The following is a 25,258-nucleotide window of genomic DNA, read 5'->3' as shown; positions in this document are numbered from 1 at the left end:
GCCCCCATCGCCCCGAAAGCGAAGGTGCGTAATCAAGTTGCGTGCTGTTCGCCAGACAGCGGACGCGATCTGCGGAGTACCATCGAACAGTCTGGTCAGGACCCGTTTTGCTTCGGTTCGACCTAGTTGAGTCGCAATGTTTGCGGAAATGTAACCAACCAAAGTGGCCTTCTGCCAAGGACGTTGGATGTGAAACAAATCCAAAACGTCGGCAATCCGGCTGATGCGACGCTCCGAATCATAGGGCGTGGATCACGTCCTGCGGCTGGCGCGCGTGCGCTTGCTGGGACGGTGCTCGGGGAGTTGCGTCAACAGCGGCAGAACGGAGTGATTGATGAGTTCATTGGCCACGGATCGCGTCGACCAATGTTCATCCGGCGAATTCTCGGCCCAACCGTTTGCTCTGTCACCCGCGCAGACAGCTCTCTGGTACGCGCAGCGAATTCGCCCCGACGTACCGCTGACGATCTCCCAGTACGTCGAGATACACGGTGACCTGGACGGGGGGCGGCTGCTCTACGCGATCGAGCGTTTCGGCGCCGAGACCCAGGTGGGGCAAGTCCGCCTGGTGGAAATAGATGGCACTCCGTATCAGGTCGTCGACCCGGTGCACCGGCCCGGGTGGGAGCGCATCGATCTGCGCGGCGAACCCGACCCGTACGCCGCGGCCCTGCGCTGGATGCACGAGCACACGAGTTCGCCGATCGATCTGGAGCGCGACCCGCTGACCTCCAACGCGGTGCTGCGGATCGGGGACTCCCACTACCTCTGGTATTCGTTCGCCCACCACATCGTCATCGACGGCTACGGTGCGATGAACGCGCTCACCCGTACCGCGGAGATCTACACCGCGCTGGAGAACCGGACCGAGCCGGTCGCCTCGCGCGCGACGCCGCTGGCGGAGATCTACGCCGACGAGGCGCGCTACCACGATTCCAGCCGTTTCCAGAGCGACCGCGAGTACTGGCTCGGGCAGCTGTCGGGCGTGGGGGAGCCGGTGAGCCTCGGCGGCGCCCGGCTCGGCGCGGCCACCCACGACGCGGGCCGCAGGCTGGCCACGGCGGTGCTCGACGACGAATACCACGCCGCGATCGAGGCGGCGACCAGCGCCAGGAACACCACCGACGCGGCGCTGTTCGTCGCGGCGATGGCCGTCTACGTGCGCTCGGTGACGGGCAACGCCGACGTGGTGCTGAGCCTGCCGGTCTCGGCGCGCACCACGGTGTCGCTGCGCCGTTCGGCGGGCGTGATCTCCAACGTCGTGCCGATCCGGCTGCGCATCGACGCGGCGACCACGATCGCCGACCTGGTGAAGGCGGCCGAGCTGCAGATCACCGGCGCCCTCCGGCATCAGCGCTACCGGCACGACGACATCCGGCGCGACAGCGGCTACTCCCGCGACGCGCGCGGCTTCTTCGGTCCGATGGTCAACCTGATGCTGTTCCACGACGAGCTGAATTTCGGCAGCCTGGTCGGGTCCATGCACGTGCTGGCCACCGGCCCGGTCGAGGACCTCTCGGTCAACGTCTACAACGGCGCGGGCGGCCGCCTGCACGTCGACTTCGAAGCGAATCCACGCCTCTACGGCGAGGCCGAAGTGAGCGTGCACCACGCGCGCTACCTGGATTTCCTCGGCCGATTCCTGGCCGCCGATCCCGCGGCGCCCGCCGAGTCGCTCGGCGCCATCACCCATGCCGAGCGGGAACACGTGCTGCACAGGTGGAACGCCACCGCCGCGCCCCGGCAGGACGGCACCCTGGGGAGTCTCTTCGCCGAACGCGTCGCGTCCGACCCGGACGCGATCGCGCTGGAGTTCGGTGACGAGTCGCTGACCTACGCCGAACTCGACGCCCGCGCCAACCGCCTGGCCAGGCTGTTGATCGCGCGCGGCGCCGGACCCGATACGACGGTCGGCCTGTGCCTGCGCCGCAGCCTCGACCTGGTGGTCGGCATGTACGCGATCGTGCAGGCGGGCGCTGCCTACCTGCCGCTGGACACCGAGCACCCGGCCGAGCGGATCGCGCAGATCGTGCGTCAGGCCGAGCCGTTGTGCGTGCTCACGGCGAGCCGCGACGACGCCGAGCTGCCCACGACGGTCACCAGGCTGGACATCGACACCGCCTCGGTAGCCGAATTCGACGACGCGCCGATCACCGACGCCGACCGCACGGCCGGACTGCGCCCGGACCACCTCGCCTACGTCATCTTCACCTCCGGATCGACCGGAAAGCCCAAGGGTGTGGGCGTGACCCATGCCGCCATCGTCAACCGGCTGCGCTGGATGCAGCACGAGTATCCGCTCGGCCGCGACGACGCGGTGCTGCAGAAGACCCCGGCCACCTTCGACGTCTCGGTATGGGAGTTCTTCTGGCCCCTACAGGTCGGTGCCCGCTTGGTGATCGCCGCTCCCGACGGGCACCGCGACCCGGCGTACCTGGCCCGGGTTATCGCCGAAAAGACGGTCACCACAGCGCATTTCGTGCCATCGATGCTATCGGTCTTCGTCGCCGAGGCCGATCTGAGCGGCTGCGCCTGCCTGCACCGGGTCTTCTGCAGCGGCGAGGCCCTGCCCGCCGCCGCCGTGCGGGAGTTCTACGCGGCCCTACCCGCCGCCGAACTGCACAACCTGTACGGCCCGACCGAGGCGGCCGTCGACGTCACCTACTGGGCGTGCCCGCCCGACGCCACCGCCGTGCCGATCGGCTCGCCGGTGTGGAACACACGGACCTACGTGCTGGACGACCGGTTGCAGCCCGTCCCGCCCGGCGTGGTCGGCGAGCTCTACCTCGCGGGAGTGCAGCTGGCCCGCGGCTACCTGAGACAGCCGCGGCTGACCGCGGACCGGTTCGTCGCCGACCCCTTCACTCCCGGCGCGCGGATGTACCGCACCGGCGACCTGGCGCGCTGGCAGATCGGCCGCTCGGGCGCCGAGCCCGGCGTGCTGGAATACCTCGGCCGCAGCGACTTCCAGGTCAAGATCCGTGGCTTGCGCATCGAGCTCGGCGAGGTCGAGGCCGCCCTGCTCGAGGACTCCAGGGTGGCCCGCGCGGTGTGCGTCGCGCACACCGGACGCACCGGCGACGAACTGGTCGCCTACGTGGTCGCGGCGAAGCAGGACGACGACGATGCCCCGCTGGACACGGCCGCGCTGCTGACCGGACTGCGCCGCACGCTGCCCGGGTACATGGTGCCCTCCGCGCTGATGGAACTCGACGAGCTGCCGCTGAGCGCCAACGGCAAGATCGACCGCAAGGCGCTGCCCGCGCCCACCCCCGGCGCGCGACAGATCCGGCCGATCGCCGAACCCCGCACCGAAGTCGAACGAGTGCTCGCGGGCATCTTCGCCGAGGTGCTCGACACCGAGGTCGGCATCGAGGACAACTTCTTCGATCTCGGCGGTAACTCGCTCATCGCGGCACGGGCGGTGTCCAGGATCAACGCCGCGCTCGGCACCGCGCTGACCATCAGGGACCTGTTCGAGTCCGCCACCATCGAGGCGCTCACCCGCCGGTTCGCCACGCAGACCACCGATGTCTCCTCGCCGCGGCTGACGCCGGCCGAACGACCGGAGCACATCCCGTTGTCGCAGGCGCAGCAGCGGCTGTGGATCCTGAACCGGTTCTCCGAACACGCCGCCGCGTACAACATGCCGCTCGCGGTGGAGGTGGAGGGCCCACTGGACGTGGCCGCGTTGCGGGCGGGCCTGGTGGACGTCATCGAACGGCACGAAAGCCTGCGCACCACCTTCCCGGAGTCGCCGGAGGGGCCCTACCAGCTGATCCATCCGGCCGACGCGATCCCGCTGACGCTCGACCCGATCGATGTCACCGCCGCCGACGTGGCGGAACTGGCGGCCGAATACGCCGGGTACGGATTCGATCTGCGCAGCCAGGCCCCGATCCGGGTGGCGCTCTACCGCACCGGCCCGCAGCGGCACGTCTTCCTCGTCGTGCTGCACCACATCTGCGGTGACGGCTGGTCCATCACGCCGCTGGCCAAGGACCTGATGACGGCGGTGGCCGCGCGCGCGAACGGCGTGGAGCCGCAGTGGACGCAACTGCCCGTTCAGTACGCCGACTTCGCCCTCTGGCAGCGCGAATTGCTCGGCGACGAGTCCGATCCGTCCAGCGCGCTAAGCCGTCAGCTCACCCACTGGCGCGCGGCGCTGGCCGGGCTTCCCGAGCAACTCGATCTGCCGCTGGACCGTCCGCGCCCGCTGCGCAGGTCGACCGTCGGCGGCCGGGTCGAGTTCACCATTCCGGCCGAGATCCGCCGCGCGGCCATCGAGCTCGCGGCCAGCCGCGGCGTGAGCATGTTCATGGTGTTGCACGCGGCGCTGGCGACCCTGCTGTCGCGGTTGTGCGCCAGCGGTGACATCGCCATCGGCACCCCGATCGCGGGCCGCTCCGATCCGGCGCTCGACGATCTGGTCGGCATGTTCGTCAACACCCTCGTCCTGCGCACCGCGGTCGACCCGGCGGCCGGGTTCGACCGGATGCTCGACGTGGTGCGCGAGACCGACCTCAACGCCTTCGCCAACGCCGACGTGCCGTTCGAGCGGCTGGTCGAGGTGGTCAACCCGGAGCGCTCCCCGTCGCGGCACCCGTTGTTCCAGGTGATGCTGTCCTACGACCACGCGCCGGACCTGCGGATCGAGCTGCCAGGGGTCCGCGCCACGGTGCTGCCGATCGCCTCGGACGTCGCCAAGTTCGATCTGCAGCTGGTCGTGCACGACGACGCGGGCGACGGACCGCTGTCGGCCGAATTCGGTTACACCACCGACGTGTTCGATCGGACCACGGTGCAATCGTTCGCCCGCCGGTTCATCGCGGTGCTTGCGGGCGGCGTGGCCGCTCCCGAACTGCCGGTCGGCGACCTGCCGATCCTGGACCGCAGGGAGACCGAGAACCTGGTGCCCATCGCGGGCGCGCCCGCCGAGCCGTCGATCACCCTGGCCACCTTGCTGTCCGGCACCGCGCGCAGGCTGCCGGACGCGGTCGCGGTCCGTTACCTCGGCGCCGGCGTCACCTACCGGGAACTGGACGAGCGATCGAACGCGCTGGCGCGCGTCCTCATCGAACACGGCGCCGGTCCGGAGACGGTCGTGGCGATCGCGCTGCCGCGCGGGCTCGACGCGATCACCGCGGTGTGGTCCGTCGCCAAGACCGGTGCGGCCTACGTGCCGATCGATCCGAACTACCCGGCCGAGCGGATCGCGCACATGATCGGGGACTCCGGCGCCATGCTCGGTCTCACCGATCCCGCATGCCTCGCCGCCATGCCCGCGGTACCCGCCACCCGGGGCAAGCACCGCAAGACCCAGGTCGACTGGCTGGTGCTCGGCTCGGGCGAACTGACCGCGGAACTGGCCGGGCGGTCGACGGGCCCGATCACCGACGCGGAGCGGCACCACCCGATGCGGGTGAGCCACCCGGCCTACCTCATCTACACCTCCGGGTCCACCGGCACGCCGAAAGCGGTCGTCGTGACCCACGCGGGCATCGCCTCCCTGGCCAGTGAGCAGAACTACCTGTTCGGCATCTCGGACGCGGCGCGCACACTGCACTTCTCGTCACCCAGCTTCGACGCGTCGGTGCTCGAGCTGCTGCTCGGCTTCGCCGCGGGCGCCACGATGGTGATCGCCCCTCCGGGCACGTACGGCGGCGCCGAGCTGGCGGCGCTGCTGCGCGAGGAGCGGGTCACCCACGCCTTCGTGACACCGGCGGCGCTGGCGACCGTGCCGAACGAGGGACTCGACGAGCTGGAGACGGTCATCGTCGGCGGCGACGCCTGCTCGGAGGAACTCGTCGAGACCTGGACCGCCGGGCACCGCATGCACAACATGTACGGTCCGTCCGAGGCCACCGTCGCGGCGACCGCGAGCGGACCGATGCGGCCGGGCCGTCCGGTGCCGCTCGGCGCGCCGGTGCGCGGCATGCGCCTGTTCGTGCTGGACAACCGCCTGCATCCGGTGCCGCCGGGCACGCCGGGCGAGCTGTACGTCTCCGGTCCCGGCGTCGCCCGCGGCTACCACGGCCGTTTCGGCCTGACCGCGGCGCGTTTCGTGCCCAACCCGCACGGCAGGCGCGGCGAGCGGATGTACCGCACCGGTGACCTGGTCGTCATGGAGCGGTCCGGACAGCTGCGGTTCCTGGGGCGCGTGGACGATCAGATCAAGATCCGCGGCTTCCGCATCGAACTGCGCGAGATCGACAACGTGCTGCGCTCGCATCCCGGCATCCGGTTCGCGCTCACCGTGGTGCACACCGACGAGCAGGGACAGGTGCGGCTGGCGTCGTACGTGACGGCCGACCGGCCGGTCGAGGGGCGGGCCGTGCTGGAGACCGCACGCAGGCGGCTGCCCGGCTACATGGTGCCCGCGTCGGTGGCGGTGCTCGACGAGCTGCCGATGACGCCTGCGGGCAAACTGGATCGGAAAGCGTTGCCGCAGCCCGTTTTCGGAGCCGAGGGGACATCGCGCCCGCCGAGCACCCCGCTGGAACTCGGCGTGGCGGGCGTGTTCGGCGGGGTGCTCGGCCGCCCGGTGACCGGAGCCGAAGACAGCTTCTTCGATCTCGGCGGCAACTCGCTGCTGGCCACCCGCCTCGCCGCCGCGCTGCACGCGGAGTTCGGGGTGGAGCTGCCGGTGCGGTCGATCTTCGAGGCGCCGACGGTCGCGGCGGTCGCCGGACAACTGGATCGAGCGCCCCGGACGCAGCGGCCTGCGCTGGCGGTGCGGACGCCGCGTCCGGGACGTATTCCATTGTCACTGCCGCAGCAGCGTTTGTGGTTCATCAACCGATTCGCACCCGAATCGAGTGCGTACAACATCGCTTTCGTGATCCGCGTCGCGGGCGATCTGGACGTGCCCGCGTTACGCGACGCGATCACCGACGTGGTGCGACGGCACGAAGTGCTGCGCACCGTCTTCCCGGAGGATGCCGAAGGCGCACAGCAGGTGGTGCTTCCGGTCGAGCGGGCGGTGCCGGAGGTGGCGGTCACCGACATCGACGACGCCGGCGCGAAGGCCGCGCTGGATGCGCTGGCGCACAGCGGTTTCGATCTGACCAGGCAGCCGCCGCTGCGGCTGGCGCTGCTGCGCACCGCGCCCGAGCGCTACCTGCTCGGGGTTGTGCTGCACCACATCGCCGCCGACGGCTGGTCGCTCGGTCCGCTGACCAGGGACTTGGCCGCCGCGTACGCGGCGCGGCACGAGGGCGCGGCGCCGTCGTGGACGCCGCTTCCGGTGCAGTACGCCGATTTCGGGCTCTGGCAGCGTGCCTGCCTCGGCTCGGAGAGCGATCCGGACAGCGCGGCGGCGACCCAGCTGGAGTACTGGCGCACCGCGCTGGCCGGCATTCCCGACCAGTTGCCGCTGCCCTACGACCGGCCGCGGCCCGCCGAACCGACGCAGCAGGCCGGGACGGTGCGCTTCACGGTGCCGGAGCAGGTGCGCCGCGGGATCGACGCGCTGGCCCGCGACCGCGGCGTCAGCAAGTTCATGGTGCTGCGTTCGGCGTTCGCGGTGCTGTTGCGCTGCGTCACCGGCGGCCGCGACATCGTGATCGGCACCCCGGTGGCCGGGCGTACCGACACCAAGCTCGACGAACTGGTGGGCATGTTCGTGAACACGTTGGTGCTGCGCTCCGACGTCGACCCCGACCGCGCCTTCACCGATCTGCTGCGCGCCGACCGGGACACCGAGCTGGCCGCCTTGGCGCACGCCGACATCCCGTTCGAGCGCATCGTGGACGAATTGGGCGCAGAGGCCCGCTCCACCGGCCGTCATCCGCTGTTCCAGGTGGCGCTGAGCGTGCAGGACGGTCCGGTGCCCGCCCTGGAACTGCCCGGTCTCGCGCTGCGCGCGGAGGCGTTGGACATCGCGCTGGCGAAATTCGACCTGGAGTTGCGGGTCGCCAACGATGCCGCCGCGCCGGGACCCGGCGCCGCCGAGACGGACAGCGCCTACGAATTCGTCTATGCCGCCGAGCTTTTCGACCCGATGACCATCGAGACGCTCGCGGATCGGTTCCTGCGCGTGCTCAGCGCCGTCACCGCCGACCCGCGCGTGCTGATCCGCGACGTCGACGCGCGTACCGACCACGAGCGCCGCACTCTCGCCCCGGCGTGGGGGCCGATGGCGGCCGAGCCGCGCACGCTGGCCGCGTATTTCACCGCCACCAGTCAGCGGTTCCCGCACAACACGGCGCTGTGCGCGGGGACGACGGCACTGACCTACGCCGAACTCGATCGGCGTTCCAACCGCCTGGCGCGCGCGCTCATCGCGCGCGGACTCGGCCCGGGAACCCGGGTGGCGCTCGGGCTCACCCGCTCGATCGATTCGGTGGTGGCGCTGCTGGCGGCCGCGAAATCCGGCGCGACGTTCGTCCCGGTCGACCCCAAGTACCCCGCCGAGCGCATCCGGCACATGCTCGCGGACTCCGGTTGCGCGACCGGCGTCACGGTCACCGCGCACGCGGAGCAGCTGCGCACGGGCGCTCCGGCCGGCCGTGACATCGAGTGGCTGCTGCTGGACCGGCCCGAATTCGCCGCCGAACTCGACGGCCACGACGACGGGCCGATCCACGACCGCGAGCGCTCGCGTGCCATCCAGGTGGAGGACCTGGCCTACCTGGTCTACACCTCCGGGTCGACCGGAACACCCAAGGGCGTCGCGGTGACCCACAGCGGCCTGTCCAACCTGGCCGACGAGGTCCGCGACCGCATCGGCGTCGACGAGCATTCCCGCACACTGCATTTCGCGACGCCGAGTTTCGACGCGGCGATCCTGGATCTGCTCATCGCGCTGGGCGCAGGCGCGGCGATGGTGATCTGCCCGACCGACATCTACGGCGGCGACGAGTTGGCCGCGCTGCTGGAACGCGAGCGCGTCTCCCACGGCTTCATGACCCCGGCCGCGCTGGCCACGATCGACCACGAGCGCTGGCCGTTGCCGCACATGCGTGCGCTCATGGTCGGCGGCGAGGCGGTCGCGCCGGATCTGGTGGCGCGCTGGGCGCCGGGACGTGTGCTGTGCGATGTGTACGGGCCCACCGAGACCACGGTGGTCATCACGATCTCCGGCCCGATGCGCTCCGGCGAGCCGGTCACCATCGGCAGCCTGGTGCGCGGAGCCAGGGCTTTGGTGCTCGACGAGCGATTGCGTCCGGTGCCGGTCGGCGTACCCGGTGAGCTGTACCTCGCCGGTCTCGGCTTGGCGCGCGGGTACTTCGATCGGTCCGGGCTCACCGCGACCCGCTTCGTGGCAGATCCGTGCGGCCCGGCCGGCACCAGGATGTACCGGACCGGCGACGTGGTGCGCTGGAATACCTCCGGCGAGCTGGTCTATCTCGGGCGCACCGACCACCAGGTGAAGCTGCGCGGGTTCCGGGTCGAGCTCGGCGAGATCACCGCCGTGCTCGGCGAACACCCGTCGGTGCGGTTCGCGCACACCGAGGTGCGCCGCATCGCGGGCGCCGACCGGATCGTCGCGTTCGTGCAGCCCGCCGACCGGACGGCCGGAGTGGACATCGAGGCCTTGCGCGCCTTCGTGGCCCGCAGCCTGCCCGCGCACATGGTGCCCTCCGGCATCACCGTGCTGGACACCATCCCGCTGACCCCGGTCGGCAAACTGGACGTCGGCGCGCTGCCCGAACCGCGGCTGCACGCGGACGCGGGCGGTCGTGCGCCGCGGACCGACGCGGAGCGCTTGGTGGCCGCGGTGATGGGCGAGCTGATCGGGGCCGACGGCGTCCGCGCCGACGACAGTTTCTTCGACATCGGCGGCAACTCACTGCTGGCCACCCAGCTCGTCGCGCGGCTGGCCGCGGCGACGAACGTTCGCCTCGCGGTGCGCACCGTGTTCGCCACGCCGACGGTCGCCGGGCTGGCCGAACTGCTGGACGCGGGCGCGGCGTCCGACGCCGACCGCCCCGCGCTGGTGCGCCGGGAGCGCCCGGAGCGGATTCCGTTGTCGGCCGCCCAGCGGCGGCTGTGGTTCCTCAACCGTTTCAACGCCGGTTCCGGCGACGGGCAGTCGGCGGGCGCCTACAACGTGCCGCTCGTGCTGCGCATGACCGGCCGCCTCGATGCCGGAGCGCTCGTCTCCGCACTGCACGCGGTGCAAGCCAGGCACGAGACGTTGCGCACGGTGTTCCCCGAGACCGACGGCGAACCGGCGCAGGTCGTGCTCGACCCGGCTGATGCGGCCATCACCCCCGCGCGGATGACGGTGCGCCCGCACGAGGTCGAGTCCGCCGTGCGGCGTTTCGCCGCACCGGGATTCGATCTGGCCACCACCGTGCCGATCCGCGCGGCGCTGATCTCGGTGCCGACCGCGGACACTCCGGAGCACGTGCTCGTCGTCGTGGTGCATCACATCGCGATGGACGGCTGGTCGCTGGAGCCGTTGGCCGCGGACGTCGCCGTCGCCTACCGCGCGGCCTGCGGCGGCGGCGCGGCCGATTGGGCGGAGCCCGAGGTCCAATACGCCGACTACACCCTGTGGCAACAGGAGGTGCTCGGCAGCGAGGACGACCCGGACTCGGCGGTGAGCAGGCAGCTGGATTACTGGCGCCACACCCTCGACGGCATCCCCGAGTTGCTGACCGTGCCCGCCGACCGGCCGCGTCCGCCGGTTCCGTCCTACCGGGGCGGCACCGTGGAGTGCGCGGTGGACCCGGTCACCCACCGCGAGCTGCAGATGATCGCGGGCAGCAACAACGTCAGCCTCTTCATGGTGCTGCACGCCGCGCTCGCGGTGCTGCTGCACCGGATGACCGCCACCGACGACATCACCGTCGGCACGCCGATCGCGGGCCGCGGCCATCCCGCACTGGACCGGCTGGTCGGCATGTTCGTCAACACGCTGGTGCTGCGCACGCGGATCGACCCGGGCGCCAGGTTCACCGACCTGCTGCACGCGGTGCGCGACACCGACCTGGACGCCTTCGCCAACGCCGACCTGCCGTTCGAACGCCTGGTGGAGGTGCTCAACCCGGCCAGGTCCCAATCGCACCATCCGATGTTCCAGGTGATGCTCTCGGTCCGCAACGAGCCGGTCGGCGGCCTGGACCTGCCGGGCCTGCACATCGAGGCGGCCGACATCGACACCGGGATCGCCAAGTTCGATCTCCAGTTCACCCTCACCGAAACGCAGACCGCGCACCGCGATCCGGCGGGCATCACGGTGGCGGTGAACTACGCCGAGGATCTGTTCGACGAGCCGACCGCGCAGCGGCTCGGCAAGCGCCTGACCCGCTTGCTCGCCGCGATCGCGGCGAACCCCACCACCGCGGTGGGCGATCTGGAGCTGCTCGATCCCGCCGAGTGGTCGGGGCTGGCTCCGGTGCGCGGGGGCAAACCGGATCGGCCGATCACCTTCCCCGAGGTGTTCGAGCAGGCGGCGAGCGTCGACCGGGCCGGCGTCGCCTTGGTCGCCGACGGCACCGAGGTCACCTACGACGCGCTCGACCGCTGGACCAACCGGCTGGCGCGCGTGCTCATCGCCCGTGGCGTCGGCCCGGAAAAGCTGGTGGCGCTCGGCATCCCGCGATCGATCGAGTCGGTGGCGACGGTGCTCGCGGTGGCCAAGGCCGGAGCGGCGTTCGTGCCGGTCGACCCGCTGTACCCGCGGCAGCGCATCGCGCACATGCTGTCGGACTCCGGTGCGGCACTGGGCATCACGCTGGCGGGCTACCGCGGCGAGCTGCCCGAGGACACGGAGTGGATCGTGCTCGACGACCCGGCGTTCCGCCGCCAGGTGCTCGACGCGCCGGACGTGCCGATCGCCGACACGGAGCGGCTCGGTCCGTTGCGGATCGACAACCCCGCGTACGTGATCTACACCTCCGGCTCCACCGGCACGCCGAAGGGCGTGATGGTCACCCACGGCGGATTGTCGAACTTCGCCGCCGAGACCGCCCACCGGTTCGACGTCCAGCCCGGCTGCCGGGTGCTGCACTTCGCCACTCCGAGCTTCGACGCCGCGATGCTCGATCTGCTGCTGTCCCTGGGTGGCGCGGCGACCTTGGTGATCACGCCGAGCGGCGTGGTCGGCGGCGACGAACTGCGGCAGGTCTTCGCCGCGGAGGGAATCACCCACGCGTTCATCACCACCTCCGCGCTCGGCACGGTCGACCCCAAGGGCCTGCCCGAGTTGCAGCACGTGCTGGTCGGCGGTGAGGCGCTGCCACCGGACCTGGTGACCCGGTGGGCGCCGGGCCGCAATCTGTACAACGTCTACGGCCCGACCGAGACCACCATCGTCACCGTGATCTCGCAGCCGATGTCGCCCGGCGAGCCGATCACCATCGGCGGACCCATCCGCGGCGTCAACGCGGCGATCCTCGACGCGCGGCTGCATCCGGCTCCGTTGGGGGTGACCGGCGAGCTGCACCTCTCCGGTGACGCGCTGGCCCGTGGCTACCTGAACCGTCCCGGCCTGACCGCACAGCGGTTCGTCGCCAACCCGTTCGGCAAACCGGGGGAGCGGATGTACCGCACCGGCGATCTGGTGCGCTGGTGGTCCGGTTCGCGCGAGCAAGGGTCGCCGGGGGACGCCGCGCCGGAGATCCAATACGTCGGCCGCACCGACCATCAGGTCAAGATCCGCGGTTTCCGTATCGAACTCGGTGAGATCGATGCCGCGCTCGCCCGCCATGGCGGGGTGGCGTTCTCCCTCACCATCGGGCATCGCACCCCGGCCGGCGCGACAGCGCTGGTGTCGTATGTGAAGGCGCGGGACGGAGTGTCGCTCACCGCGGCCGAGCTGACCGGGCACGTGGCCGGACTGGTGCCGAACTACATGGTGCCGCAATCGATCATGCTGCTCGACGAGGTTCCGCTGAGCCCGGTGGGCAAGCTGGATCGGGCGAAGCTGCCGGAACCGGTGTTCACCACGGGCGAGGGCTACCGGGCACCGTCCACGCCGACGGAGGAGGCGCTGTGCGCGGCCTTCGCCGAGGTGCTCGGTGTCGAGTCGGTCGGCGTGGACGACGGCTTCTTCGAACTCGGCGGAAACTCGCTGCTGGCCACGAAAGTCGTCGCGCACGTGCGGGAGCAGGGCATCGACCTGCCGGTGCAGTTGATGTTCGGCGACGCCACACCCGCGGCCATCGCGGCGCGGCTGGACGACGCGGGCGCGACCTCGGGCGCGGCGGTGGCGGCGATGCTGGCGCCCGTGCTGCCGATCCGGCCGGGCGCCGCGGCAGGCCGGGCGCCGCTGTTCTGCGTGCACCCGGCGATCGGTTTGGCGTGGTGCTACTCCGGATTGCTCGCGCACCTCCCGGCGGATCGTCCGGTGTATGGGTTGCAGGCGCCGCACGTCGCGGGGCAGGAGGGTTACGGGTCGATCGACGAGGCCGCGAGCCGCTATGTGGCGCTGATCAAGGAGATTCAGCCGGAGGGCCCATACCACCTGCTCGGCTGGTCGCTCGGCGGACTCATCGCGCAGGAGATGGCGGTGCAGCTGCAAGAGGCGGGCGAGGAGGTCGCGCTGCTGTCGATGATGGACAGCTACCGGCTGTCGGACGAACTGCTCGACCAGGCGACCCCGAGCGTCGCCGAGATCGTCGGCGAGTTCGGCAGCGACGACCTCGGCGCGCAGATCGATCCGGGCATGAGTCTGCGGGAGGCGGCCGAGCTGCTGCGCGCACGATCGGGACCGTTCGCGGCGCTGACCGTCGAGCATCTGGAGCGGCTCTACGCGGGTTACGAGAACGGCACCGTGCTCGCGCACAGCTTCCGGCCCCGCCCGTTCGACGGTGACCTGCTGTTCTTCAGCGCCGGCGACGATCCGGTCAACCGGGCCGATCCCGACCGCAGCGCCGACGCCTGGGAGCCGTACGTCACCGGCGCCGTCCACGACCACGAGCTGCGCTGCGCGCACTCCGCGATGACCACCCCGGAGGCGCTGGCGGTGATCGGGCCGGTGCTGCGGAGGTGGCTGGAGACGAAGGAGACGCACAGGTGAGCTTCGCGGTGGAAGTGACCGGCCTGGTGAAGAACTACGGCCGGGTCCGCGTGCTGGACGATGTCGACCTGCGAATTCCCTCCGGCACCGTGATGGGCCTGCTCGGCCCGAACGGCGCGGGCAAGACGACGACCGTGCGGATCGTCACCACGCTTTTGAAGCCGTCCGCCGGGTCGGTGCGGGTGGCGGGCATCGACGTGCTGCGCGATCCCGCGGCGGCGCGCAAGCGGATCGGCCTGTCCGGCCAGTACGCCGCCGTCGACGTCAACCTGTCCGGGTACGAGAATCTGCGCATGGTGGCCCGGCTGTACGGGATGTCCCCGCGCCAGGCGACCGCGCGGGCCACCGAACTGCTCGGCGCCCTCGGCCTCGACCACGCCGCGCATCGCAGAGCGGGAACCTACTCCGGCGGCATGGCCCGGCGGCTGGACCTCGCGGGGGCGCTGGTCGCCCGGCCCGCCGTGGTCGTGCTGGACGAGCCGACCACCGGCTTGGACCCGCGCGGCAGGCTGGACATGTGGCGGGTGATCGGCGACCTCGTCGACGACGGAACCACGGTGCTGCTCACCACGCAGTATCTGGAAGAGGCCGACCTGCTGGCCGACCGCATCACCGTCATCGATCACGGGCGGGTCATCGCGCGCGGCTCGGCCGACGAATTGAAGACCTCGATCGGCGGTGACCGGCTCACCGTCACGCTGGCCGCCGGGCAGGCCGCCGCGCCGGCGCTGGCCGTGCTGGCGCAGGTCGGCGTCGGCGAGCCCGGCCACGAAGCGGGCTCCGACGAGGTGTCGGTGGTGGTCGGCGACGGTTCGCGCACGATGGTGGAGGCGCTGCGCAGGCTCGACGACGCGGGCGTCTGCGTGGTCGACGCGAACGTGCACCGGCCGAGCCTCGACGATGTATTCCTTTCCCTCACCGGCAAGCCGGGCGGCGCGCACGCCACGGAACCGGAGACCGACGACGTACAAGAGGAGATCATGTCGTGAGCACGGCAATCGCCGGGGAGTCCGCCCCGAAGGCGGAGCCGAAGCCGAAAAAGGCCGCGGCGCACCGCGATATCGCCCCACGGCTGCGGTTGTTCCGGGACAGCGCCATCGTGGCGCACCGCAATCTGCTCACCATCCTGCGCGTGCCGACGCTGCTGGTGACGGCCACGATCCAGCCGCTGATGTTCGTGTTCCTTTTCGCCTACATCTTCGGCGCGTCGCTGGGCGGCGGCCAGTACCGGGAATTCCTGCTCGCGGGCATCTTCACCCAGACGGTGGCGTTCAACGCCGCGTTCACCACGGTCGGCCTGGCCGGGGACCTGCAGAAGGGCATCATCGACCGGATGCGGGCGCTGCCGATGTCGCGGCTGGCCGTGCTGATGGGCCGCACGCTGTCGGACCTGGTGGTCAACATCCTCAGCCTGGCGGTGATGGTCGGGTGCGGGTACATCGTGGGCTGGCGCATCCACGGCAGTGTCTCCGACGCCGTGCTGGCGTTCGCGGTGATCCTGCTGTTCGCGTTCGCGATGTCCTGGGTGGGCGCGTTGACCGGTCTGCTGTCGCCGACCGTGGAGGTGGCGCAGAGCGCCGGGTTGATCTGGCTGTTCCCGCTGACGTTCATCTCCTCGGCGTTCATCTCCGCCGAGACCCTGCCCGGCCCGCTGCGCACGATCGCGGAGTGGAATCCGATCACCGCGGTGTCGGCGGCGGGACGCAAGTTGTTCGTCAACGACTCCCCGCCCACCTTCGTCCCGCCCAGCGGCTGGGCCGCCGATCACTGCGTCGAGTACGCGGCGGCTTGCTCGGTGGCGATCCTCGTGGTGGCCGTGCCGCTGGCGCTGCTGCGGTATCGGAAGGTGGCCAGTCACTGACCCGCGTGCCCACGCGCACAGCGAACGGCCGCCACATCCGGACGATGCGGCGGCCGTTTCGGTATTCGCGAGCCGTCAGGCGCGGCGGCGGGTCTTGAGCAGCTCCAAGCGCTCCTTGAGCAGCTCCTCGAGCTCCTCCTTGCTGCGGCGTTCCAGCAGCATGTCCCAGTGCGTGCGCGGCGGCTTGACCTTCTTGGTCTCCTGGGTGGTGCCTTCGACCAGCACGCCCTCCTGGCCGTTGCGGCACAGCCAGGTCGGCGGGATCTCGGCGTCGTCGGCGAAGGGGACGTCGAATTCCTCGCCGTTGTCGGTCCGGTACCGGGCGATCCGACGCGGAGCCAGGTCGTGGTCGCGATCGGTCTCGTAGCTCACCGCTCCGAGCCGACTGCCTCGGAGTACGCGATCTGCCATGGTGTGCCTCTCCCTGTGTGCTCGAGTCTTCGTGCGCTGCGACCGTGTCCGCGCGAGTGCGCGCAGCACCCGCCGGACCTGATGTACAACGATCGGGCCTGCGCTGATAGTTCCCGACGCGGCCGCGGTGAACCGTTCCATTGTAGTGCCACCGTCGCATCGGACCCGCCGCGCCCGACGGCGGGTGATTCGCCGGGGGTCGCTGAGCGGATCGTGGTTGGTGAGCGATTAGTGTTCTGCGTCATGTCGCGCCGCTTGTCCTGCCAGTGGTGTGGGCGGGAGATCGTGGAATCGGAGGCCGGCCGCCGTCGCCGGTACTGCCGCCAGTCCTGTCGCCAACGCGCCTACGAACACCGCAACAGTCTGAAGGGAACGGGAATTCCCGACGACGCGGTCGTGCTCAGCGCCAACGAGGCCGCCGACCTGGCCGATCGCTGGTTCGCCGCCCGCTGCGCCGCCGAGGACGTCGCCACCGCCATCGCGGAGGGAGCCACGCCCGATGAGCTGGCCGCGCTCGGCGAGACGCTGGTCGCGCTCACCCGTGACGCGGAACGTCTGCGCTGATCGGCTCCGGCGTGGTCTCGGGTGTCGCGCCGCGATGGCGTAGATACACCGCGCCGAGCAGTACGACGACGGTCGCCGTGAGTCCGGAGGCGGCGTACCAGGTGGCCGGGTCGGGATGGACCAGCGACTGGCCGCGCATCGCCTGCCAGAAGACCAGCGCCAGCAGGCCGGCGTAGCCCGCCGCAAGGACGCCGACGACGGCCGCGCGAGCGCGTTGCGGGCGCAGCCAGCGATACCGCGGAGCGAGCCGGGCGAGTGCGACGGCCGCCAGCAGCAGGACCTGGATGCCGTGCAGCCCGACGAAGTGCGGAACGCGCAGGTCGCCGCCGATGGTGCTCCAGTGCGTGATCGGCATGGCGCCCATGGCGTCCCGCGGGGCGAGATCGCCGGCGCCGGGCGAGACCGTGTGCCCCGCGGCCAGTTCGACGACTCGTCCGGCGCTGTCGCGGACGAGTTGCTTGCCGGTGAAACCCATCAGATAACCCAGCGCCATGCCAACGACGGCCAGCGCCAGACCGGCATGGACGGCGCGCGCGGTCGGGCGGTCCGCCAATCGCTGCCAGGACAGGATCAGCACGATGAGCAGGTTGGCCAGGAACAGGCCCGGCACGCCGGAGGCGAAGACCACCTGCCCGATCGAGTTCACCGGGTCGGTCTCGGTGTTGAAGTGGCTGAACGTGCCGCGTGCGGCTTGCAGCACGATGAATCCCACATCGACGAATCCGGTCACCGCGAACACCGTGCCCAGCCACCAAGTGACCCGGCTTCCCCTGTGCGGCAACGACAACAGCCACGCCAGGGTGAGGCTGTAGACGGCGAAGGCCAGGCCGAATTTCATCGGCTTGAGCCAGACGGATTCCCCGAGCAGTGTGCGGTCGTCGACGAGCGTCGCCGCGAGGGAGAACAGGACGAGCGCGGCCATCGCGGTGACTGTGCAGAGCAGTGGCCGATGCAGCCGCCCGCGCGTCACCGTCCGCGTGTCCGCACGCGACCCGCCTTCGAATGCGGCGACGAAATGTGTTGTGGACATGGACCGAAAGTAGAAATCGCGGACCCTGGTCGGCGTCCCGCCGGGGCGCTATTCGCGTCTAGTACCCCGGTATCGGGGACCACCCGTGGACGGTACCGGCGACCCACATGCCGTCGCATACGGCTGCGCCCTGGCGCGCCGTCGCAGCTGGCCCGCCGGTGACTCATTGGGATTCGATCCCGCGGCGAGATCGCGGGCCGTCGCGCTCGGTATGTCCGCGCCGATCAGGCGGACGAAGCGGGCCGCGAACGCGTCGTTGCATTCGCGGCCCGGAGCGGGCGACGGCGCTGTCGCCGGGTTCGTTCGCGAGCCCTCATGTCCCGCGAGCCGGATCGGGGTCAGTCTTCCTGGGCGTACCCGACGTCGATGCCGCGTCCGGCGAGCCAGGGGCGCGGATCGATCGGCGTGCCGTCGGCCAGATGGACCTCGTAGTGCAGGTGGGGACCGGTGGAATAGCCGCGGTTGCCCACCGTGGCGATGACGTCGCCCGCGCGGACCGGCTGGCCGACGGTGGCGAGGATGTCGTTCACGTGGCCGTAGACGCCGACGGTGCCGTCGTCCTGTTGCACGCGCACCCACAGGCCGAAGCCAGAGGCGGGACCGGCCTCGATCACGACGCCGTCGGTGACGGCGGCGATCGGCGCTCCGAGCGGGTCGCCGAAATCGAGGCCGGCGTGCATCGCGCCCCAGCGCATGCCGAAATTCGAGGTGAGTACGCCCGCGGCGGGCCGGACGGTCTGGGGGCGGGTGAAGTCCTGCGCGATGCGGTTCAGGTCCCAGGGCGCGGGCGCAGGGGCGGCCTGCGGAGCCGGGCTCTGCGGCGGGGTGAAGACGGCGAATCGAGCCATGCCCTCGGCGGGACGGATCTCGCCAGAGGCGATCTTCCCCGCCACGAGGCGGGCGGAGTCGGTGTCCTCGTCCTGCTGCGCCGCGGCGAGGAGGCCGAACGATGCGGTGACGACCGCGGAGGCGGCGACGACGCGGGCGGCGACGCCGTCGCGGCGCAACCGCGTCCCGGCGCGACGGATCGGTAACGGAAAGGTCACGGGCATGCGTCGAACGTACGGCAGCCGCCGTGGGCGTCCGCAATCCTGTGGCAACCATCACCGCGCGGGAAAAGCCCAGCTCGACGATCACGGGGAGGTAACGAAAACGCTCAGATTCCCATCCGAGCTGGGAGGACGACGCGACGCCCGCGGTTGACCGTCGGAATGCCGGATGCCCACACTGTGTGAGTGGCGACTAATGGAGTTCGTGCCATCGCGGCGCTGGCGGACCCGACCCGCCGCGCGATCTTCGAGGCCCTTCCGCAGGCCGCGCGCTCGGTCGGCGAACTCGCCCAGGAACTCGGCGTGACCAGTTCGGCGGTTTCGCAGCATCTGCGTGTGCTGCGCGAGGCGCGATTGGTGATGATGCGGCCGGATGGCAATCGCCGGTTGTATTCCCTCGACCCGCGTGGCCTCGCCGATGCCCGCGACTACCTCGAACAGTTCTGGCCGAGCGCGATCGCCGCCTATTCCGCCGCGCTGAAGACCGCCGCGACGGCGAACGCTTGACCGCGGCTGTAGGCCGCACCGGCCCCTCGGCCTGCCGTGGCGGCGGCGTGAAGTGCGGTCATCCCACCCGCCGATATGCCGTCTTGCGGCGGTCGGCCCCCGTGCTGGGCCAATTGCGCTTGCTCAGCTGTTTGTCGACGGCGTTGATCACCTCGGTGACGCCGATCTGCAGCAGGCCCGGGTCGGGGGTGTCGGCGTCCGCGTCGCCGATCTGGCCGGTCCACAGCACGGCATGCCGGCCGAGCAGGTGCGCGGGTGGACCCGCCCACCGTGGCGGCGTTGGGCCGAACAGCAGGACGGTCCGGGTGCCGAACGCCGTGGCCAGGTGGGCCACGCCGGTGTCTCCGCAGATCACGAGCGCGGCCTCGGCGACGGTGGCGGCCAGCTCGATGAGGGTCTGCTGTCCGGCGAGCACCCGGCCGACGGGCAGGCCCGCTCGTGCGGCGATGCCGAGCGCGAGTTGGCGTTCGTATTCGTCGCCGGTGAGCACCACCTCTCGCCCGAGGGCGAGCAGGTGCCGGACCACGGCGGCGAACCGGTCGGGCGGCCAGCGGCGCGCCGGCGCTCCCGCGCCGACGTGCACGACCACGCAGTCGCGGCGGCTGGTCGTCGAGACCGGCGGAACCAATCCCAGGTTGCGGCGATCGGCGCCGATGCCGTCGTACTCCAGCAGGTGACACCAGCGGTCCACCTGGTGGGTGTCCGGATCCCACTCCGGGCCGGACAACTCGGGAAACGCGGGATTGCGGAAGGTGAGTATGCGCTCGGCCCCGGTCTTGGACAGGGCGACGATGCTTTCGGTGCCCGCGCCGTGCAGGTTGACCGCCAACTCGGGCGCGGGCGCGTCCCAGCGGAGGCTGCCCGGATCGGGGGTGGGCAGCAGAGTGTCGACCGAGGCGATCAGATCGACGATCGGCTTGAGGCGCAGCGGCGCCGCCAGGACGATGCGATCGTGCGGTCTGGCCCGGCGCAGCGCGCGAAGAGCCGGGATCGCGGTGAGTAGATCACCCAGCCCACGCGACTGCAACACGAGCAGAACCGCCACCCTCTTCTCCTAGCCACCCGAGCCTCACCGAACCCCGACCCACCCGTTCAGCCCAGGGGCGCCGACGAAGAGTCACTATGGACTAACTACCCGGCCGGTCGAATGGCGAAACGTGAACGCGGGACAACGTCGTGACGCCGACCGGGCAACCCGGACGCCTCCTGCATAGCAAATATGCAGAGAACATATGCGCAGCGGCTATAGCATCGGGGAATGACGACAAACAGCGTGGTAGAGGGTCCCCTGAAGTCTCTTGCCCGCCGTGCGTGGCAAACCATCCTGCTCACCGGCGTCCTCGCGGTGATCCTCGGCATCCTCATCCTGGTCTGGCCCGATATCACTCTGGCGGCGGCGGGCATCATCTTCGGGGTCTATCTGGTGGTGACCGGCTTCCTGCAGCTGCTCGCGGCCTTCGGCGCGCCGGTCGGCACCGGCCTGCGAGTGCTGTCGTTCATCATCGGCGTGCTGTCCATCGTGGTCGGCGTCTTCTGCTTCCGCGACGAACTCGCCTCCTTGCTGCTGCTCGGGTTGTGGATCGGCATCGGCTGGCTGTTCCGCGGGATCGCGCTGCTGGTGGCCGCGATCTCCGAGCCGGAACTGCCAGGGCGCTGGTGGCAGGTGCTTTTCGGTCTCGTGACCGCGGTCGCCGGTGTCGTGCTGATCGTCTGGCCGGTGCGGTCGGTGGCCACGTTGGCCCTCCTGGCCGGAATATGGCTGATCATCGTCGGCATCATGGAGATCATCGTGGCGTTCGGTGTGCGCAGGGAGGTCGCCTGACCAGCACGGTTCCCTCCGGCTGGAACTCGTGACAGAATCACAGGCGCATTTTCACCAGACGTCGGCTTCGGGGTTGGTCGACATCGAAAAGAACTGGAGGCACGAATGATTCGTACTGCTGGGTTTGTCGGTGCGCTGGCCCTGGCCGGGGCTGCGGCCATGCTGTCGGCGGGGACGGCGCAGGCCGCGGTCGGCACGCTGTCCATCAACGGCGAACTGCACGCGGACCCGGTGGGCTGCTTGAACACCGACGGTACCTTCTACACCACGTTCCAGATCACCGTCGTCAACAGCACCGATCGTGCCGTCACGCTGTACTCCGGACGGGACTGCACCGGTTCGGTGGTCGGCGAACTGCCCGTGGAGAAGATCGGCTATCTGCCCAAGGGCGGCAGCGTCTCGGTCAGCTGAGCCGACCGTAGCGATCACGGCCGAGGCGTCGCGTCACCCATCGCACGAATTTCGTCGGGGTGGTGCGCGACCGCCTCGGCCGTTTCCGTGTTCGCCTCGCCGCGCCGCCCATCTCACCCGCCGACGTCGGTGGGAATCGGTTCCGATGCCGCCACGGTGTCGCGCGCCCACACCGCGTGCAGCCGGGCGTAGCGCCCGCCGCGCCGCAGCAGCTCGATGTGGCTGCCGTCCTCGACGATTCGGCCCTCGTGGAACAGCAGCACCCGATCGGCGGTCTCGGCGTCGCCCATGCGCCGGTTCGCCGCGCGGGAGGCGGGGCGGCCGCCGCGAAACGCTCATCTGCCGATCGCCGATGCCGAGGGTGCGCACCGTCTGCCGTCCGACGACGGCCTCGTGTGCCAGCCCGCTGACCAGCGCCCGCTGCGGCTGCGCCGTGCGCGCTCGCGGTGCGAGCAACCGCCTGCCCACTCCGGACAACGATGCCGTGGAACATGGACCGACGGCAATGAACTGGATCAGTGTGATCGGAAAGTGGGAGTGATGATCTGCGGATACGCCTGTGGTGCCGGGGATCGCGCTACCGCGCGCGTGAACTCGTTTCCATCGTGCGGGCCGGACGCCGGGTGTCCTGTGTGCGCGGCCAGTCGCTCGGGTTCACCGCGGTGGATTCCGAGATCGCCGTTTCCGGAACCGGCGGGGCGGCAGCCGAGCGGCGGCGCCCCCGCGGATCCCATGCCATCGCCGACGCGGCTGCGCCCAGTAGAACGACCACGATCATCGTCACAACACACCAGACCAACATGGCCTTGCCTCCCTGGCATCACCATCCGGTTGACAGACTGCGTCGGCTTACCAAGGCGGACAGTTGTTTTCGAGTCGCTGACAGTATTCACCGACCGGATGGCGCGCGCGAGTCCTCGGCGGTGGGCCGAGGCGTCCCGGCTTTGTCCGAAACCCGCCTTTGATCCCGCGGCGGCCGGTGTACCTGCGCGAACATCGCCGACTCCGGTGACACGGGGTCCGGTGCGGCGATCAGAAGAGATGGGGATCACGGTCACGCCGTGACCGCACGTGTGTGGGTGGCGTCTCGGTGGTCCCACACGTTCGTCGCGCACAATGGCCCGAGGGCTCGCTGTTTGCCTCGTTTTCGCCCGGGTAGCACGGTGGGGACGGAGGTCAACCCACAGCGAAAGGGCTGGTTCGGCGATGTCCAATTCCACATCCGGCGCGACTACGGATCGGCGGTCTCCGCTCCAGGTCGCCGCCATGGCGGTCGGAGCGACGTTCCTGCTGGTCGGAATCCTGGGGTTCATTCCAGGAATTACGACCGACTACGGCGAACTCGAGTGGGCGGGGCATCACTCCCAGGCCCAGTTGCTCGGTCTGTTCAGTGTGTCGGTGCTGCACAACGTGGTCCACCTGGCTTTCGGCATCGCCGGAGTGCTGGCCGCCCGCACCGCCGCGTCGGCGCGCGCGTTCCTCGTCGGCGGTGGCGTGCTCTATCTCGTGCTGTGGCTGTACGGACTGGTCGTGAACCCCGACAGCGACGCGAACTTCGTGCCGCTCGATACGGCCGACAACTGGCTGCACTTCGTGCTCGGCGCGGGCATGATCGCCCTCGGCGTGGTCTTGGCGCGCCGGCCCGTGACCCAGGCGCCAGGAGCGGGAAGGCAGACCGGAATCCTGGAGTAGCTGACGTCCCATACCGGGCGGTCCGGGCAGTAATTACCGAATGTTGCTGGAGTTCAACGAGTCTCCTAGCCGAATGGCTGCACCGGTACCGCCGGGTTCCTCGGCGGTACGCTCGATCCGGGTGGTGCCGGAAAGCTGGTCCGCCGAACGCCGAACATGTTGACATCGACTGCTGTTGACAACATATGATGTCAATAACTTGCTCAGCCTGCACTCCGCGCCGACACCGCGTGAGCTGTAGGAGTGCAGGCGCTTTCGACTACTTCGGCAACGATCGCGGCAAGGGAGCACCGATGAGGGCCAAACCACCCGCGCTGGGATATCTCCGCAAAGACGTCTCGGGTGTGTCCCAGGATTGGGACGAAGCGCAGATGCGGAGTTTGGCCAAGCGACTGGGCTACGAGCTGTGCAAAACGGTGACCTTCGGCGCCGGTACCGACGCGCCGGTGGAACGCCTCGTCGACGTCGTCCGCACCTTCGGCGTCGACGCCGTGATCGCTCCCGGTCTGCACCACTTCGGCAATGTGGTTCCGGCGCAACTGGTCGAGGTCTGCGACCTGATCACCGTGACGCCCCAGCAGACGTATTCCCGTTCGGCGCTGTCACGGATCTGGGCCTGAACCGGTTTCGCCGGACCGAGTCCGGCGCAGTTCAGCGCTGACGCCAGCCCAGCGGACCCGGCAGGTCCACACTGTTCTTCTTGGTTCGGGAGTTCCACGACCAGGGGCCGATTTTGATACTCCACGACGACAGCCCCGCCTGGGTGAAGTTGAGCTTCAGCGGTCCGAACGATTTGCGCTGACGATATCTGATGGGCATGACCAGCCTCCCTGCCTCGACCCCAGGGTAACGGATTCGGTTATCCCACAGGGTTTTCGCTGGTCGGGGCATCCCTTGGTCAGCGTCGCGATCGAATCCATGCCCTCGAGACCGCCGGGCAGGCACTGCGACCCAACCGCGTGTATCCATTCGGGTAGCCGTGGAACAGTTGCGGCACGAGGTGGTTGACGAGGGCTGTGGAGCCGGTCGTCGAGTCGGCTCGGCGAGCAGCGGACGGTCAGGGCCGGTGCGGATACGCTGGCGGCATGTCGGACTCGGTGGTTCCCAACAGTGTGTCGATAGCGCTCGTGCTGGGTGGAGGTGGTCCGGTCGGTATCTCGTGGATGGCCGGATTGGCGATCGGGCTGCGGGACAACGGCATCGACCTGGCGCTGGCCGACCGATTCGTGGGAACCTCGGCCGGGGCGGTGGTCGGCGCGGTCCTGGCCGATGGCGGTGATCCGGCGCGATTGCTGCGGCCGCCGTCCACGCCCGCGTCGCCGGCGCGGGCGGATCCGGCGCGCATGGCGGAGATATTCGCCGTACTGCGTGCTCCGGGACAGGACCCGGCCCAGGCACGCCGCCGGGCCGGGGAACTGGCGCTGGCCGCGCAGGTCGGCGATCCGGACGAGCACATCGCGCGCATCGGTGGGCTGGCCGGTGTAACACGCTGGCCTGCGCGCGATCTCGTCGTCACCGCGATCGACATCACCACCGGCGAATTGCGGGCATGGACCAAGGATGGCGCGGCGTCGTTGCCCGCGGCGCTGGCGTCGAGCACGGCGGTGCCGGGAGTCTTCCCGCCGATTCCGATCGACGGTCGCCACTACATCGACGGCGGCTTGCGCTCACCGGTCAACGCGGACCTGGCCGCCGGCGCGGACGTCGTGGTGATCCTCGAACCGCTGGCACACATGTTCCCGCGCATTCCCAGCGATCGCCGATTGGGCTCCGCCACAGAGATTTCCATAATCCCCGACGACGAAGCCGTCACTGCGATCGGACTCGACGTGTTCAACCCGGCGGCGCTGGTTCCCGCCCATGCGGCGGGCGTGCGCCAAGCGGCCGAGGCGGCGTCGTGCCTGAAGGATGTCTGGCCGAACGGCTGAGCGGGCCTGAG

The 25,258-nt window shown here is 70.1% G+C and carries 16 protein-coding genes; 10 read left to right on the top strand and 6 right to left on the bottom strand.

Annotated elements, in window-relative coordinates; translation table 11 throughout:
* Positions 1-334: 334 nt before the first annotated feature.
* The 3 genes from NB3_RS23680 (at position 335) to NB3_RS23670 (ending at position 15,833) form a co-directional block, all read left to right on the top strand.
* Positions 335-13,972, top strand: a complete 13,638-nt coding sequence (locus NB3_RS23680) for a non-ribosomal peptide synthetase (protein ID WP_084823608.1) — start codon at positions 335-337, stop codon at positions 13,970-13,972.
* Positions 13,969-14,961: an ATP-binding cassette domain-containing protein gene (locus NB3_RS23675; RefSeq protein ID WP_067807576.1), complete on the top strand. Its 993-nt coding sequence runs from the start codon at positions 13,969-13,971 to the stop codon at positions 14,959-14,961. Before NB3_RS23680 ends, NB3_RS23675 begins: the two co-directional genes overlap by 4 nt.
* A gap of 89 nt (positions 14,962-15,050) precedes the next feature.
* The gene (locus tag NB3_RS23670) at positions 15,051-15,833 is read left to right on the top strand and encodes an ABC transporter permease (protein WP_067807812.1); all 783 of its coding nucleotides are present in this window, start codon (positions 15,051-15,053) and stop codon (positions 15,831-15,833) included.
* A gap of 75 nt (positions 15,834-15,908) precedes the next feature.
* Here the strand turns inward: NB3_RS23670 and NB3_RS23665 are convergent, their stop codons facing one another.
* Positions 15,909-16,244, bottom strand: a complete 336-nt coding sequence (locus tag NB3_RS23665; protein WP_039801823.1) for an RNA polymerase-binding protein RbpA — start codon at positions 16,242-16,244, stop codon at positions 15,909-15,911.
* 243 nt (positions 16,245-16,487) lie between these two features.
* Between NB3_RS23665 and NB3_RS23660 the strand changes: the two genes are divergently transcribed.
* Entirely contained in the window at positions 16,488-16,808 is a 321-nt protein-coding gene (locus tag NB3_RS23660; protein WP_067807572.1) for a hypothetical protein, read from the top strand.
* Here NB3_RS23660 and NB3_RS23655 read toward each other — a convergent pair.
* Together NB3_RS23655 and NB3_RS23650 are read right to left on the bottom strand one after the other, a co-directional pair.
* The gene (locus NB3_RS23655) at positions 16,780-17,838 is read right to left on the bottom strand and encodes a hypothetical protein (protein WP_084823607.1); all 1,059 of its coding nucleotides are present in this window, start codon (positions 17,836-17,838) and stop codon (positions 16,780-16,782) included. The genes NB3_RS23660 and NB3_RS23655 overlap by 29 nt on opposite strands.
* A gap of 338 nt (positions 17,839-18,176) precedes the next feature.
* Positions 18,177-18,890, bottom strand: a complete 714-nt coding sequence (locus NB3_RS23650; RefSeq protein WP_067807567.1) for a M23 family metallopeptidase — start codon at positions 18,888-18,890, stop codon at positions 18,177-18,179.
* A 183-nt stretch (positions 18,891-19,073) separates the two neighbouring features.
* Here NB3_RS23650 and NB3_RS23645 point away from each other — a divergent pair, with 183 nt between their 5' ends.
* Entirely contained in the window at positions 19,074-19,394 is a 321-nt protein-coding gene (locus tag NB3_RS23645; protein WP_067807564.1) for an ArsR/SmtB family transcription factor, read from the top strand.
* A 58-nt stretch (positions 19,395-19,452) separates the two neighbouring features.
* Here NB3_RS23645 and NB3_RS23640 read toward each other — a convergent pair whose 3' ends face one another.
* Positions 19,453-20,439 carry a glycosyltransferase family 9 protein gene (locus NB3_RS23640; RefSeq protein ID WP_067807561.1) on the bottom strand — a complete coding sequence of 329 codons (987 nt, stop codon included), beginning with the start codon at positions 20,437-20,439 and terminating at the stop codon, positions 19,453-19,455.
* 213 nt (positions 20,440-20,652) lie between these two features.
* Here NB3_RS23640 and NB3_RS23635 point away from each other — a divergent pair, with 213 nt between their 5' ends.
* The gene (locus NB3_RS23635; RefSeq protein ID WP_067807558.1) at positions 20,653-21,216 is read left to right on the top strand and encodes an HdeD family acid-resistance protein; all 564 of its coding nucleotides are present in this window, start codon (positions 20,653-20,655) and stop codon (positions 21,214-21,216) included.
* 105 nt (positions 21,217-21,321) lie between these two features.
* Entirely contained in the window at positions 21,322-21,627 is a 306-nt protein-coding gene (locus NB3_RS23630; RefSeq protein WP_040871783.1) for a hypothetical protein, read from the top strand.
* Between the two features lie 113 nt (positions 21,628-21,740).
* On the opposite strand, the gene NB3_RS35260 is transcribed toward NB3_RS23630, so the two are convergent.
* Positions 21,741-21,917, bottom strand: coding sequence for a hypothetical protein (locus NB3_RS35260; RefSeq protein ID WP_157111977.1), 177 nt, complete (start codon positions 21,915-21,917; stop codon positions 21,741-21,743).
* A 916-nt stretch (positions 21,918-22,833) separates the two neighbouring features.
* Here NB3_RS35260 and NB3_RS23625 point away from each other — a divergent pair.
* Entirely contained in the window at positions 22,834-23,319 is a 486-nt protein-coding gene (locus NB3_RS23625) for a DUF4383 domain-containing protein (protein ID WP_067807554.1), read from the top strand.
* A gap of 293 nt (positions 23,320-23,612) precedes the next feature.
* Positions 23,613-23,939, top strand: coding sequence for a hypothetical protein (locus NB3_RS23620; RefSeq protein WP_067807551.1), 327 nt, complete (start codon positions 23,613-23,615; stop codon positions 23,937-23,939).
* Between the two features lie 31 nt (positions 23,940-23,970).
* Here the strand turns inward: NB3_RS23620 and NB3_RS34465 are convergent, their stop codons facing one another.
* Complete coding sequence (locus tag NB3_RS34465) at positions 23,971-24,138, bottom strand: DUF4236 domain-containing protein (RefSeq protein WP_084823606.1); 168 nt, start codon at positions 24,136-24,138, stop codon at positions 23,971-23,973.
* 266 nt (positions 24,139-24,404) lie between these two features.
* Between NB3_RS34465 and NB3_RS23615 the strand changes: the two genes are divergently transcribed.
* The gene (locus NB3_RS23615; RefSeq protein WP_084823605.1) at positions 24,405-25,247 is read left to right on the top strand and encodes a patatin-like phospholipase family protein; all 843 of its coding nucleotides are present in this window, start codon (positions 24,405-24,407) and stop codon (positions 25,245-25,247) included.
* Positions 25,248-25,258 lie beyond the last annotated feature (11 nt).

This window comes from Nocardia beijingensis NBRC 16342 (genome assembly GCF_001612785.1).
Classification (GTDB): domain Bacteria; phylum Actinomycetota; class Actinomycetes; order Mycobacteriales; family Mycobacteriaceae; genus Nocardia; species Nocardia beijingensis.
This window is presented reverse-complemented; position numbering and strand designations above follow the sequence as displayed.

What these genes read in the sequence shown, in the direction of transcription:
- NB3_RS23680 (WP_084823608.1), top strand. Translation starts at nt 335, where the DNA reads ATGAGTTCATTGGCCACGGATCGCGTCGACCAATGTTCATCCGGCGAA.
- NB3_RS23665 (WP_039801823.1), bottom strand. Translation starts at nt 16,244, where the DNA reads ATGGCAGATCGCGTACTCCGAGGCAGTCGGCTCGGAGCGGTGAGCTAC.
- NB3_RS23660 (WP_067807572.1), top strand. Translation starts at nt 16,488, where the DNA reads ATGTCGCGCCGCTTGTCCTGCCAGTGGTGTGGGCGGGAGATCGTGGAA.
- NB3_RS23655 (WP_084823607.1), bottom strand. Translation starts at nt 17,838, where the DNA reads ATGTCCACAACACATTTCGTCGCCGCATTCGAAGGCGGGTCGCGTGCG.
- NB3_RS23650 (WP_067807567.1), bottom strand. Translation starts at nt 18,890, where the DNA reads ATGCCCGTGACCTTTCCGTTACCGATCCGTCGCGCCGGGACGCGGTTG.
- NB3_RS23635 (WP_067807558.1), top strand. Translation starts at nt 20,653, where the DNA reads ATGACGACAAACAGCGTGGTAGAGGGTCCCCTGAAGTCTCTTGCCCGC.
- NB3_RS23630 (WP_040871783.1), top strand. Translation starts at nt 21,322, where the DNA reads ATGATTCGTACTGCTGGGTTTGTCGGTGCGCTGGCCCTGGCCGGGGCT.
- NB3_RS35260 (WP_157111977.1), bottom strand. Translation starts at nt 21,917, where the DNA reads ATGGGCGACGCCGAGACCGCCGATCGGGTGCTGCTGTTCCACGAGGGC.
- NB3_RS23625 (WP_067807554.1), top strand. Translation starts at nt 22,834, where the DNA reads ATGTCCAATTCCACATCCGGCGCGACTACGGATCGGCGGTCTCCGCTC.
- NB3_RS23620 (WP_067807551.1), top strand. Translation starts at nt 23,613, where the DNA reads ATGAGGGCCAAACCACCCGCGCTGGGATATCTCCGCAAAGACGTCTCG.
- NB3_RS34465 (WP_084823606.1), bottom strand. Translation starts at nt 24,138, where the DNA reads ATGCCCATCAGATATCGTCAGCGCAAATCGTTCGGACCGCTGAAGCTC.
- NB3_RS23615 (WP_084823605.1), top strand. Translation starts at nt 24,405, where the DNA reads ATGTCGGACTCGGTGGTTCCCAACAGTGTGTCGATAGCGCTCGTGCTG.